Genomic DNA, 11736 nt, shown 5'->3' on the forward strand with positions numbered 1-11736 from the left:
CATCTCCCGCCTGCACAACCTCGTCCTTGCCGGGTGACGCAGAAACCACCAGGTCACCCGGCACATCAAAGATCATTTACGGGACAGCCCTTAGTCTCCGAGACCGGTGAAGAGCTCCACCGATTCACCTTTTCGGAAGCCGATAGGCTGCAAACTTTTCCCTGGGATTATCCGTCGGCCCGGGACATCACCGGGCCGGGCCCGCTGACGGAGGAGAACACCAGTCCCCACGACAGATGGCATCCGGGCCAGGCTCGCATACTCGGGTGCCTGGGCAGCCTGAGTTTCCACTTGTCAGCGTACGGCAATGCTTCTCATCCACAGCAGCCGTTCATTCAACTAGGCGTAAGCGCCTGGGCGTTACTCCAATAGAATTTCTTCAGGGCGCCGGTTCTTGACCGCGGTCTCGCGCACGGTCAGTATGTGCTCGATACAGGCTTCGAGGTCTCCTCCGTGATCGTCCCGGGCCATGCTCCTGAGTTCCCGAGCCAGATCCAATCCATTGATCAGCACGATCGGGTATTGGTCCTCGACCATCTCGGTCTGCGCGGGAACAGAGTAGGCCCCAGTGGTGACATACACGCCGATCCAGCCGCGTCTAAGCCGAGCGACGACGCGAGCGATCTGCTCGGCGGTCACGAGGCTGTCGAGCTTGACGCACTTCGCCTGTCCGAGGACGACGAGACTAGTGCCAGCCAGTCCACTGCCGATGTCGAGCCGACCGACAAAGTCCGCTCCTCCGTCTCCGGACCGCCGCGTCAGCCACCCTTCGACGTAGCTGTTGCCAGCACCGCGCAGTACACGGGCTGCGACCGCAGCGGCGACAGCCTCGAAGTCGTGCTTGCGTCCGTCGAAGTACTTGTAGATCAGCTCCAGGTCCTTGGCCTCGGTGGTGCTCGGCTCGGGTCGCTGTTCGGGCACCTTGGTCACCTTGGCGCGGGCAACCCGCCGGCGAAGCCTCGGCAGCGCTGAGTTCCCGTGTTTGACCCACTCACGCCAAGCCCGCGGAGCGAGTTCGAGCGCCGCCGTGTCGGTCACGGACTTGTCCCTGCGGGAGCCGATCCATCCCCACGAGACCTTGTCGTCCTCGTGGGTGAGGTCGATGAGGGCTATGTCGTAAACGTAGTTCGTGAACGTTGTGTGCTCGCTGCCGCCCCACTGGACCAGACGCTCGGCCCGCTCGATGATGCCGAGCCCGCAGAACTCGACGTGCCCCTTGACCTTGCCGTTACGCGAGACCGCGCGGAACAGCAGCAAAGGGACGGCGCTGGCTCGTTCCTCCGGAGTATGTCCCTGGTGCCCAGTGAAGGCATCAAGCAGGGCAGCGTTTCCGTTGGTCTTTCCGGGCTCGACGGTAGTGGTGACCTTGTGGTCGCCGAAGTAGCGGACGTGCCCGTTGTCCATGTCGAACACGTCGTGCCAAGGCGTCTGCTCGGTACCTGCCTTCCAGGGGCTTGACCGGATGAGAATGACCGGCCGCCTCTCCCCATCCGGCGTGCGCACCTTCGCCATGCCGTTGATGCCGGCCTCGAGCAAGGCCCGCGGGAGCTTCGGTGAGTGAGTTACATGATGGAAGTTGGGGTATCCCTCCAGCACTGCAGGGTTGGGATCTTTCCCGGTGGCGTAGCGATACACCTGTCCCACACGCAACTGCCCCCCCATTGCCGACTCCTCCACCGTGCTTCCTGATGATCTTCCTATTGTATGAGAAGGCGCTGACAGCACTTCAGACGCTGTGCAGTCGTTTGGCTCCACCGTCGGTTAGGGGCACATGTCCGAAGAGCCAGGGGTGTCGTCTCGGCTCGGTCCAGGAGGGGAGGAGGCTACTCAGGTTGAACTCGTGGAGTCCTGCGGTCTGACCGCGTCGTCGTCCATGGTCAGACCGGTGGGTGGCAGACAGCCGTCGACCAGGTGGGGCCGGTACTGGATCTTCTTCAGCTTCCGCTTGATCACGCGGGTGAGGTGCGTGAGGTCGGCGGCGGCGAAGTCGGCCAGGTGCCGCTTGAGGAGCGACCAGATCCCCTCGGCCGGATTCAGCTCCGGTGCGCAGGAGGGCATCTGGAAGATCTGTAAACAGTGCTTGTGCTCCTCGGCGAAGTCGGCCGGCTCCTTCACCAGGTGCATGTTCAGGTTGTCCCAGCACCACACCACCGGGGTGCCGAGCTGGATGTGAGTCATGACGATCAGATCGCGGTACCGGCGCCAGGAGAACGCCTTCGGCTCGCCCCGGCGCCCGTGCCGGATGTGCAGCTTGAAGAAGAACCGGGAGCGGTGTCCGGCGTGGTAGCAGACCACGCCGGCGATGTTGACCCGTCCCCGGTTGCGGCCGCGCACCCGCACCACCGGCCGGGCTCCGCGCGGCGCCCAGGTGTGTCCCTTCGACGGCCTCAGCCCCTGGCCTGCCTCGTCCTCGAAGCAGATGTGAGCGCCCAGGTCCGTCGCAGTCCTTCTACCTGCGGCCACACCTCGGCCTTCCACACTTCGATCGCCTCGTCGTCGCGTTCGATCGCCCGCCGCAGGGGCACCTGCGCGGACCAGCCGTGCCGCCGCAACAGCTTCCACACGCCCTGGATCGTGTACCCGACGTGGAACATCCGCCCGATCAGCAGCCCGACCCGCTTCAGCGTCCACCCCTGGAACCCGTCGTCCCAGCCGTGCGCGAGCGGGTCGCGCTCCAACTCCCGCTCCAGCCGCTCCCACTGCGCAGTGCTCAGCCTCTCCACCGAGACCGGCCCCTTCGAGCGCAGGGCGTCCGCACCGCCCTCCTTCCACTCCCTCCGCCAACGTCGCACCGACCGCGACGTCACCCGAAGCTGCCTCGCGACGGCCTCGGTCTTCTCGCCGCGAGCGAACCGCTCGGCCGCCTCAAGACGCACCCGCTCCCGCTTTTCCTGCTCCTTGGGCGTCAGCCCGCCCCCATGCGCGTACCGCATGACGACGTCGTACCGCGACGATCAAGAACTGTCACGGGCACCGGACTCCACGAGTTCAACCTGAGTACCGCCGCGGACGTGAAGCTGCCCGAGGTTGGCTGGGGGACGGTCCTCCTGAACAGGACGCGCCCCAGTGTCGGCAAGCCGTGGACGGATTCTGGCGAGACCCACGACGACCGGGGCCTGAAGAACCGGCCGGCGGAGGAGGTCCGGCTCGTACCGATCCCGCCCCAGCTCGTCGCCATCCTTCGGCAGCATCTCGATATCTTCGGCACCGCCGAGGACGGGCGGCTGTTCACCAATGAGCGCGGGGGAGTGGTCGGCTCTTCGACGTACTACCGCGTCTGGCAGGAGGCCCGTGTGCTGGCGCTTCCGCCGGCCGCGGTTGCCTCCCCGCTTGCCGCGCGTCCGTACGATCTGCGGCACTCGGCGCTGTCGACGTGGCTCAACTCCGGGGTGGACCCGACCGAAGTGGCCGAACGCGCGGGCAACAGTGTTGAGGTGCTGCTGAGCCGTTACGCCAAGTGCATCGACGGACGGCAGGAGATCGCCAACCGCACGATTGAGGATCTGTTGCGCGAATACGAATGACCAAGCAAGCACGCCGATGCTTTCCGCTTACACGAGCGGAGGGCATTGCCGTATATCAGCCGTATGTCGGCGGCCGGTAGATGCTGAGTGCACCTGCCGCGTCGCTTTTTGTATCACTGACGATCGGACGGCTCAGAGGTTCCGTCCAATTCATCTCTACGAATATGCCGCAGGGCTGTCGACTCTCACCGTATGGGGCATTCGGAGGAGGAGCCACGCCGGCTGCGCAGCGGGCGGTCGCGCTGTCCGTACTGTGGCCTTTTGCAAGACCGAGTGGCGACGCTTGAGCAGGACTGGGTGTTGCTGGAGCCGGACATGAACCCGTTGGCCCACACGGTGCCGGCGGAGCATCGGTGGATCGAGCTGTCAGACGGGCGAGTGGCCGTCTACGGAGTCTGTCCGCCAGACCCGTATCAGCGGTGCCGAGTCGAGCATCGGTTGGCGTGCTCGGCACAGCCGATCCCGGATCTCTGGCCGTGGTTGACCTCGCTCCGCGGTGAGAACGCGCGACGAGTCGAACGGCAGGCTGGCTCGGAGCCACCCCGGTTCCCTGAGCAATGGCCGGATGCCGGGTGACGGCTGCTCGCCTCACATGTGCTGGCTCACCTGGGAGGCGCACCAAGATCCCGTCCACGCCTCGTCCACAGACCTCGACATACGGCCACTCCGGACCGCACACGCCTGCATATACGCGAAGACCCCGGCCTCAGCGTTTCCGCTGGTGACGGGGTCTTTGGGCACCTCATGTTGGGTGCCCCCGGCAGGATTCGAACCTGCGCACACGGCTCCGGAGGCCGTTGCTCTATCCCCTGAGCTACGGGGGCGTGTCGTGTGGAGCGCTGTGCTCTTGGCGACGGGTAGAACACTAGCAGGTCCGGTGGGGTGATCAGGAACCCGTTTGCGGGGAGGGGTCCCCTGTAGGGGGTGGAAGTGGGGAAAACCCGGACGCGGTGGCTCGGGCGGACCTACTCTCGAGTTGTGTCGGGCGCGTCGGGTCGGGTGCTTGTTGTCGATGACAACAAGGTCATCCGGCAGCTGATCAGGGTCAACCTTGAGCTGGAAGGGCTTGAGGTCGTGACCGCGGCCGATGGTGCCGAGTGTCTGGACGTGGTGCACCAAGTGCGGCCCGATCTCGTGACGCTCGACGTCGTCATGCCGCGGCTGGACGGGCTGCGCACCGCCGCCCGGCTCCGTGCCGATCCCCGGACGAACCATCTGCCCCTCGCCATCATCAGCGCCTGCACCCAGTACGAGGTCGAGACCGGCCTCGACGTCGGTGTGGACGCCTTCCTCTCCAAGCCTTTCGAACCTGCCGAACTCGTGCGCCTCGTCAAGCAGTTGATCCAGGGCCGGACCGGGCGTGGGGGAGAGGGGGACGGGGGAGAAGGTGGAGAAGGAGGGGGAGATGGTGGGGGTGGGGGTGGGGGTGGGGGCGGAGATGGTGGTGGGGATGATGACGATGACGGGCTTGCGGATGGGGTGGCCGACGGCGTTTCCATCGGGTGAGCGGCCGGCGTGGGTCTGAGGGGCCAGCGGTGTCGGCGGCCACAGCCGGGCGGGGCGTGCCCCGGTGAGCCCGGATGGCCGAGGTCCCCGTCTCACCAGGGAAACCGGCTCGCCTTCCCACCCCCCTCCTCCCCTACCCTTGTCCCGTGACCCCCGCCGAGCTCTCCCGCACCGTGCTGCACGCCGTGCGTTGTGCCGTGGACGAGGGGGAGCTGAGTGTGGCGGTGCCCGAGCGGGTCGTGGTGAGCGAGCCGGGGGCCGGGGGGTGCGGGGAGTACGCGACCAACGTCGCGCTCCAGCTCGCCCGCGCGGCCGGGAAGCCGCCGCTCACGGTCGCCGGGATCCTGCGGTCCCGGCTCATCGCGGCGGACGGCGTCCGGGACGTCGTCGTCACCGGGCCCGGGTTCCTCAACTTCCGGCTCGATCGGCGGGTCGATCCGCTTCAGGCGCTCGTGACGGACATCCGTGGACGCGGTGGCAGGTACGGGCATGGTGATGCCCTCGCCGGGCAGGTCGTGGCGTTGCGGGTGCCGTACGAGGTGCGGGCCGAGGTCGTCGCCGACGCCGTCGTACGGATCGTCGCCACTCAGGGCGGGCGGGCCACCGTAGAGCACGGTGAACCCGTCGATCTGCGGCCCGTGCCCGCTCCCGAGGACCCCGCGCCGCTCGGGCCGGACGCCGCCCGCTGGGCGCTGCTCCACCCCGCCCCGCACGACCGGCCCCGCATCACCGCCGACCATCTCGTCCAGCGGGAGAGCAATCCGCTGTTCCGGGTGCGGTACGCCCACGCCCGCGTCCGGGCCCTCGGCCGCAACGCCGCACTCCTGGGCTTCGCCGCCGAGCCCGGCCCTCTCGACCTCCAGCCGAAGCTTCTCGCCGAGCCCGGCCCCCTCGACGCCGAGTCGACGCCCCCCGCCGAGCCCGGCCCTCTCGCCGCCGCGCCGAAGTCTCTCGCCGAGCCCGGCCCCCTCACCCCCGCGTCGAGGCACCTCACCCCCGCGCCGACGCCCCCCGCCGCCCACGCGGTCCGCCGAACCCAGGACTCCCCACACCCCCTCCAAACCCCCCTCGCCGACTACCCCCGCATCCTCACCGCGGCCGCCACCCACCGTGCCCCGGACCGGCTTGCCCGGCATCTCGTCACCGTCGCGGATGCCGTGCTGCCCTTTCTGACCTGTGTGCTTCCGATCGGCGAGGAGAAACCCTCGGCCGCCCACCGGGCCCGGCTCGCGCTTGCCGAAGCGGCCGGGACGGTGCTGGCCGGCGGCCTGTCCCTGCTCGGCATCGACGCACCCGAACATCTCTGAGGGAACCGAGAGCGGATGTCCCCCGGAGTGAGACAGAGAGTCTGAGAGCCACCGTCATGAGCCGTTCCGCCCACCCCGCCGGGCCCCGTCACGCCGATGTGCTGCCCGAGGGGCACTACTCCGCGCCGCCCACCGACCTCAACGTGCTCGACCACAAGGTCTGGGCGCAGACCGTCGGCCGCGGCGAGGACGGGGTCGTCACCGTCGGCGGGGTCCCCGTGACCCGGCTCGCCGAGGAGTTCGGCACGCCCGCGTACGTCATGGACGAGGCCGACTTCCGGGCGCGGGCGCGCGCCTGGCGCACCGCCTTCGGGACCGACGCCGACGTGTTCTACGCCGGAAAGGCCTTCCTCTCGCGTGCCGTCGTGCGGTGGCTCGCGGAAGAAGGGCTGAATCTCGACGTCTGCTCCGGCGGCGAGCTGGCCACCGCGCTGTCCGCCGGGATGGATCCCGCGCGCATCGCCTTCCACGGGAACAACAAGTCCGTCGCGGAGATCACCCGCGCCGTGGAGGCCGGCGTCGGGCGGATCGTGCTCGACTCCTTCCAGGAGATCGTGCGGGTCGCCCACATCGCCCAGTCCCTGGGCAAGCGGCAGAAGGTGCAGATCCGGATCACCGTCGGCGTCGAGGCGCACACCCACGAGTTCATCGCCACCGCGCACGAGGACCAGAAGTTCGGCATCCCGCTCGCCGGGGGGCAGGCCGCCGAGGCGGTGCGGCGGGCGCTTCAGCTCGACGGGCTCGAAGTGATCGGGATCCACTCCCACATCGGGTCGCAGATCTTCGACATGTCCGGGTTCGAGGTCGCCGCCCACCGGGTCGTCGGGCTGCTCAAGGACATCCGGGACGAGCATGGCGTCGAACTGCCCGAGATCGACCTCGGCGGCGGCCTCGGCATCGCCTACACCAGCGACGACGACCCGCGTGAGCCGCACGAGATCGCCAAGGCGCTCGGTGAGATCGTCAGCCGTGAGTGCGAGGCCGCGCGGCTGCGCACGCCCCGCATCTCGGTCGAGCCGGGGCGCGCCGTCGTCGGTCCCACCGCCTTCACGCTCTACGAGGTCGGCACCGTGAAGCCGCTGGAGGGGCTGCGCACGTACGTCTCCGTCGACGGCGGCATGTCCGACAACATCCGGACCGCGCTGTACGACGCCGAGTACAGCGTCGCCCTCGTCTCGCGGGCCAGCGACGCCGAGCCCATGCTCGTGCGGATCGTCGGCAAGCACTGCGAGAGCGGGGACATCGTGGTCAAGGACGCGTTCCTGCCCGCCGACCTCGCGCCGGGCGACCTGATCGCCGTACCGGCCACGGGGGCGTACTGCCGGTCGATGGCCAGCAACTACAACCACGTGCTCCGGCCGCCCGTCGTCGCGGTGAAGGACGGCGAGGCCCGGGTGATCGTCCGGCGGGAGACGGAGGAGGACCTCCTGCGTCTCGACGTCGGATGATGAGGGGACGGAAGATCTGCGGTCTTCCCTCCCCGCGCAAATGAAATAAACGTCTCAGGATCCGGACGAAGGGTAGAAACTCCCGTCCGGTGAGTGAGACTGGTCCAACCGTAGACGGTAAGAGGAAACGAGGTCGGATGATGCGTACGCGTCCGCTGAAGGTGGCGCTGCTGGGCTGTGGGGTTGTCGGCTCAGAGGTGGCGCGCATCATGACGACGCACGCCGACGACCTCGCCGCCAGGATCGGAGCGCCCGTCGAACTCGCGGGCGTCGCCGTGCGGCGGCCCTCCAAGGTGCGCGAGGGCATCGACCCGGCCCTCGTCACCACCGACGCCACCGCGCTCGTCAAACGCGGCGACATCGACGTCGTCGTCGAGGTGATCGGCGGGATCGAGCCCGCGCGCTCCCTCATCACGGCCGCGTTCGAGCACGGCGCCTCCGTCGTCTCCGCGAACAAGGCCCTGCTCGCCCAGGACGGGGCCGCCCTGCACGCCGCCGCCGAGGAGCACGGGCGGGACCTCTACTACGAGGCCGCCGTCGCCGGTGCCATCCCGCTGATCCGCCCGCTGCGCGAGTCCCTGGCCGGCGACAAGGTCAACCGGGTCCTCGGCATCGTCAACGGCACCACCAACTTCATCCTCGACAAGATGGACTCCACGGGCGCCGGCTACCAGGAGGCCCTGGACGAGGCCACCGCGCTCGGGTACGCCGAGGCCGACCCGACCGCCGACGTGGAGGGCTTCGACGCCGCCGCCAAGGCCGCCATCCTCGCCGGCATCGCCTTCCACACGCGGGTGCGCCTGGACGACGTCCACCGCGAGGGGATGTCGGAGGTCACCGCGGCCGACTTCCGCTCGGCCAAGGAGATGGGCTGCACCATCAAGCTGCTCGCCATCTGCGAGCGGGCACGGGACGGGGCGTCCGTCACCGCGCGCGTGCACCCCGCCATGATCCCGCTGAGCCACCCCCTCGCCTCCGTGCGCGGCGCGTACAACGCCGTCTTCGTGGAGAGCGACGCCGCCGGGCAGCTGATGTTCTACGGCCCCGGCGCCGGCGGCTCCCCGACCGCCTCCGCCGTTCTCGGCGACCTCGTCGCCGTCTGCCGCAACAAGCTCAACGGCACCACCGGCCCCGGCGAGTCGGCCTACGCGGCGCTGCCCGTCTCCCCGATGGGCGACGTCGTCACGCGGTACCACATCAGCCTGGACGTGGCCGACAAACCGGGTGTCCTCGCCCAGGTCGCCACCGTCTTCGCCGAGCACGGGGTCTCCATCGACACCGTCCGGCAGCAGGGCAAGGACGGCGAGGCCTCCCTCGTCGTCGTCACCCACCGGGCCCTCGACGCCGCCCTGTCCGGCACCGTCGAGGCACTGCGCAAGCTCGACACCGTGCGGGGTGTCGCCAGCATCATGCGGGTTGAAGGAGAGTAAGCAGCAATGACCCACCAGTGGCGCGGAATCATCGAGGAGTACCGGGACCGGCTGCCGGTTTCCGACAGCACGCCGATCGTGACGCTCCGTGAGGGTGGCACGCCCCTCGTGCCCGCGCAGGTGCTCTCCGAGCGCACCGGCTGCGAGGTCCACCTCAAGGTGGAGGGCGCGAACCCGACGGGGTCCTTCAAGGACCGCGGCATGACGATGGCCATCTCCAAGGCGAAGGAGGAGGGGGCCAAGGCCGTCATCTGCGCGTCCACCGGCAACACCTCCGCCTCCGCCGCGGCGTACGCCGTACGGGCCGGCATGGTCTCGGCCGTACTGGTGCCGCAGGGCAAGATCGCGCTCGGCAAGATGGGCCAGGCCCTGGTGCACGGCGCGAAGATCCTCCAGGTCGACGGCAACTTCGACGACTGCCTCACCCTCGCCCGCTCGCTGAGCGAGAACTACCCGGTGGCGCTGGTCAATTCGGTCAACCCGGTACGCATCGAGGGCCAGAAGACGGCCGCCTTCGAGATCGTGGACATGCTCGGCGACGCGCCCGACATCCACGTCCTGCCGGTCGGCAACGCGGGCAACATCACCGCCTACTGGAAGGGCTACAAGGAGTACGCCGCCGACGGCGTCGCCACCCGCAAGCCCCGGATGTGGGGGTTCCAGGCCTCCGGCAGCGCCCCGATCGTGCGCGGCGAGATCGTCAAGGACCCGTCGACCATCGCCACCGCCATCCGGATCGGCAACCCGGCCTCCTGGCAGTACGCCCTGGCGGCCCGGGACGAGTCCGGCGGCGCCATCGACGAGGTGACGGACCGTGAAATCCTGCGCGCCTACCGGCTGTTGGCCGCGCAGGAGGGTGTCTTCGTGGAGCCCGCCTCCGCCGCCTCCGTCGCCGGTCTGCTCAAGGCCGCCGAGCAGGGCAAGGTCGACCCGGGCCAGCGCATCGTGTGCACCGTCACCGGCAACGGCCTGAAGGACCCCGACTGGGCCGTCGCCGGCGCCCCCCAGCCGGTCACCGTCCCGGTCGACGCGGCCACCGCGGCCGAGCGCCTCGGCCTCGCCTGACCCCGGTGTGTCCGGTGCCTCGGCCCCGCCCGAGGCACCGGACACACCGGGTTTTCCCTGACAGGGTGCACAAGGGGCTTACGACACGCATCGTGCGCCTCCTGTGCGCCCTATGTCGCTACTGAACCTTCCTTCGATACGCTGTACCGAACCCGCTTGTTGCATATGCACTGCGCATAGGGGCAACGCCGCGCCGTCTGCGCGGCCGAGGGTCTCCACGTACGTATCGAGTGTCTTTGACAGTCACGCAGCTCAAGGAGAGTCTTCGAGCGATGGCCGGTCCAGCCTTCCGAGCCGCCGCCGTCCGGGTGCGCACCCCCGCCACCAGCGCCAATCTCGGTCCGGGCTTCGACGCCCTGGGCCTCGCGCTGGGGCTCTACGACGACGTCGTCGTCCGGGTGGCCGACTCCGGGCTGCACATCGACATCGCGGGCGAGGGCAGCGAGACCCTGCCGCGCGACGAGCGTCACCTCCTCGTCCGCTCCCTGCGCACCGCCTTCGACCTGCTGGGCGGCCAGCCCCGCGGGCTGGAGATCGTCTGCGCCAACCGCATCCCGCACGGCCGGGGCCTCGGCTCCTCCTCCGCCGCCATCTGCGCCGGCATCGTGGCCGCCCGCGCCGTGACCATAGGCGGCGAGGCCCGGCTGGACGACGCGGCCCTGCTGGCGCTGGCCACCGAGATCGAGGGCCACCCGGACAACGTGGCCGCCTGTCTGCTCGGCGGATTCACCCTTTCCTGGATGGAATCCGGCACGGCCCGCGCAATCAGAATGGACCCCGACGATTCCATCGTTCCGGTGGTTTTCGTACCCGGAAAGCCGGTACTGACGGAAACCGCCCGCGGACTGCTGCCGCGCACCGTGCCGCATGTCGACGCCGCCGCCAACGCGGGCCGTGCCGCCCTGCTCGTCGAGGCACTCACCCGGCGCCCCGAACTGCTGCTGCCCGCCACCGAGGACCGCCTGCACCAGGAGTACCGCGCCCCGGCCATGCCGGAGAGCGCCGCGCTGGTGGAAAGGCTGCGGGCGGACGGGATCCCGGCCGTCATCTCCGGCGCCGGACCCACCGTCATGGCCCTGACCGACGCCGGCACCGCCGACAAGGTCTCCCACCTCGCGGGTGAGGGCTGGGCCGCCAACCGGCTGGACCTGGACATGCAGGGAGCGAGCGTGCTGCCGCTTGCGACCTGACACACGGTTGCCGGATTTGGAGAGGGGGAATGTTTGTTGGATCCGGTAGTGTTAATCTCAAGTCTGCACCCGACCTCACCATGGCGAGGTGCCACTCGTCCCCGTCCGGGACAGACATTCTTCCGGGAGCCTCCCACGCCACTCCGTGTTCCTCACGCCGTACCTGGGCAGTACGACGTATGCGAGCACTGAGCCGGCCGCAGGGCATGCTCCGGAACAGGTGCGACCACGCCACGTGACACCGGGTGCCACGGCTCGCGGAAGCG

Annotated in this window: 10 protein-coding genes, 1 tRNA gene and 1 pseudogene; 8 read left to right on the forward strand and 4 right to left on the reverse strand. The window is 69.1% G+C overall.

What is annotated here, in order from left to right:
* Positions 1–360 precede the first annotated feature (360 nt).
* The 3 genes from AB0927_RS36175 to AB0927_RS36185 all read right to left on the reverse strand — a co-directional run bounded on the left by AB0927_RS36175 (position 361) and on the right by AB0927_RS36185 (position 2933).
* Positions 361–1662 carry a restriction endonuclease gene (locus tag AB0927_RS36175; RefSeq protein ID WP_366672075.1) on the reverse strand — a complete coding sequence of 434 codons (1302 nt, stop codon included), beginning with the start codon at positions 1660–1662 and terminating at the stop codon, positions 361–363.
* A 165-nt stretch (positions 1663–1827) separates the two neighbouring features.
* Complete coding sequence (locus AB0927_RS36180; protein ID WP_366672077.1) at positions 1828–2478, reverse strand: transposase; 651 nt, start codon at positions 2476–2478, stop codon at positions 1828–1830.
* Positions 2388–2933, reverse strand: a complete 546-nt coding sequence (locus AB0927_RS36185) for a winged helix-turn-helix domain-containing protein (RefSeq protein WP_366672078.1) — start codon at positions 2931–2933, stop codon at positions 2388–2390. Before AB0927_RS36185 ends, AB0927_RS36180 begins: the two co-directional genes overlap by 91 nt.
* A gap of 75 nt (positions 2934–3008) precedes the next feature.
* Between AB0927_RS36185 and AB0927_RS36190 the strand changes: the two are divergent.
* Together AB0927_RS36190 and AB0927_RS36195 are read left to right on the forward strand one after the other, a co-directional pair.
* A pseudogene (locus tag AB0927_RS36190) lies at positions 3009–3524 on the forward strand (site-specific integrase); the annotation flags it as partial.
* 192 nt (positions 3525–3716) lie between these two features.
* Positions 3717–4100 carry a DUF6083 domain-containing protein gene (locus AB0927_RS36195; RefSeq protein WP_366672079.1) on the forward strand — a complete coding sequence of 128 codons (384 nt, stop codon included), beginning with the start codon at positions 3717–3719 and terminating at the stop codon, positions 4098–4100.
* 176 nt (positions 4101–4276) lie between these two features.
* Here AB0927_RS36195 and AB0927_RS36200 read toward each other — a convergent pair.
* Positions 4277–4348, reverse strand: a tRNA-Arg gene (locus AB0927_RS36200).
* Positions 4349–4448: 100 nt separating this feature from the next.
* On the opposite strand from AB0927_RS36200, the gene AB0927_RS36205 reads away from it, so the two are divergent.
* The 6 genes from AB0927_RS36205 to thrB all read left to right on the forward strand — a co-directional run bounded on the left by AB0927_RS36205 (position 4449) and on the right by thrB (position 11470).
* The gene (locus AB0927_RS36205) at positions 4449–5030 is read left to right on the forward strand and encodes a response regulator (RefSeq protein WP_366672080.1); all 582 of its coding nucleotides are present in this window, start codon (positions 4449–4451) and stop codon (positions 5028–5030) included.
* Between the two features lie 146 nt (positions 5031–5176).
* Positions 5177–6337 (forward strand): ArgS-related anticodon-binding protein NrtL, encoded by a 1161-nt coding sequence (gene nrtL, locus AB0927_RS36210; protein WP_366672081.1) that lies wholly within the window; start codon positions 5177–5179, stop codon positions 6335–6337.
* Positions 6338–6393: 56 nt separating this feature from the next.
* Positions 6394–7785, forward strand: coding sequence for a diaminopimelate decarboxylase (gene lysA / locus AB0927_RS36215; protein WP_366672082.1), 1392 nt, complete (start codon positions 6394–6396; stop codon positions 7783–7785).
* A 140-nt stretch (positions 7786–7925) separates the two neighbouring features.
* Positions 7926–9215 (forward strand): homoserine dehydrogenase, encoded by a 1290-nt coding sequence (locus AB0927_RS36220; RefSeq protein WP_366672122.1) that lies wholly within the window; start codon positions 7926–7928, stop codon positions 9213–9215.
* A gap of 6 nt (positions 9216–9221) precedes the next feature.
* Positions 9222–10280 carry a threonine synthase gene (thrC, locus tag AB0927_RS36225; RefSeq protein ID WP_366672083.1) on the forward strand — a complete coding sequence of 353 codons (1059 nt, stop codon included), beginning with the start codon at positions 9222–9224 and terminating at the stop codon, positions 10278–10280.
* Between the two features lie 272 nt (positions 10281–10552).
* A complete protein-coding gene (thrB, locus tag AB0927_RS36230) occupies positions 10553–11470 on the forward strand; it encodes a homoserine kinase (protein WP_366672084.1) in 918 nt (305 codons plus the stop codon).
* Positions 11471–11736: the final 266 nt, after the last annotated feature.

It is taken from the genome of Streptomyces sp. NPDC048106 (assembly GCF_040706415.1).
Lineage (GTDB): Bacteria > Actinomycetota > Actinomycetes > Streptomycetales > Streptomycetaceae > Streptomyces.

Coding starts and splice junctions, on each gene's coding strand:
- lysA (WP_366672082.1), top strand. CDS start 6,394: ATGAGCCGTTCCGCCCACCCCGCCGGGCCCCGTCACGCCGATGTGCTG.
- AB0927_RS36185 (WP_366672078.1), bottom strand. CDS start 2,933: ATGCGGTACGCGCATGGGGGCGGGCTGACGCCCAAGGAGCAGGAAAAG.
- AB0927_RS36220 (WP_366672122.1), top strand. CDS start 7,926: ATGCGTACGCGTCCGCTGAAGGTGGCGCTGCTGGGCTGTGGGGTTGTC.
- AB0927_RS36175 (WP_366672075.1), bottom strand. CDS start 1,662: ATGGGGGGGCAGTTGCGTGTGGGACAGGTGTATCGCTACGCCACCGGG.
- AB0927_RS36195 (WP_366672079.1), top strand. CDS start 3,717: ATGGGGCATTCGGAGGAGGAGCCACGCCGGCTGCGCAGCGGGCGGTCG.
- thrC (WP_366672083.1), top strand. CDS start 9,222: ATGACCCACCAGTGGCGCGGAATCATCGAGGAGTACCGGGACCGGCTG.
- thrB (WP_366672084.1), top strand. CDS start 10,553: ATGGCCGGTCCAGCCTTCCGAGCCGCCGCCGTCCGGGTGCGCACCCCC.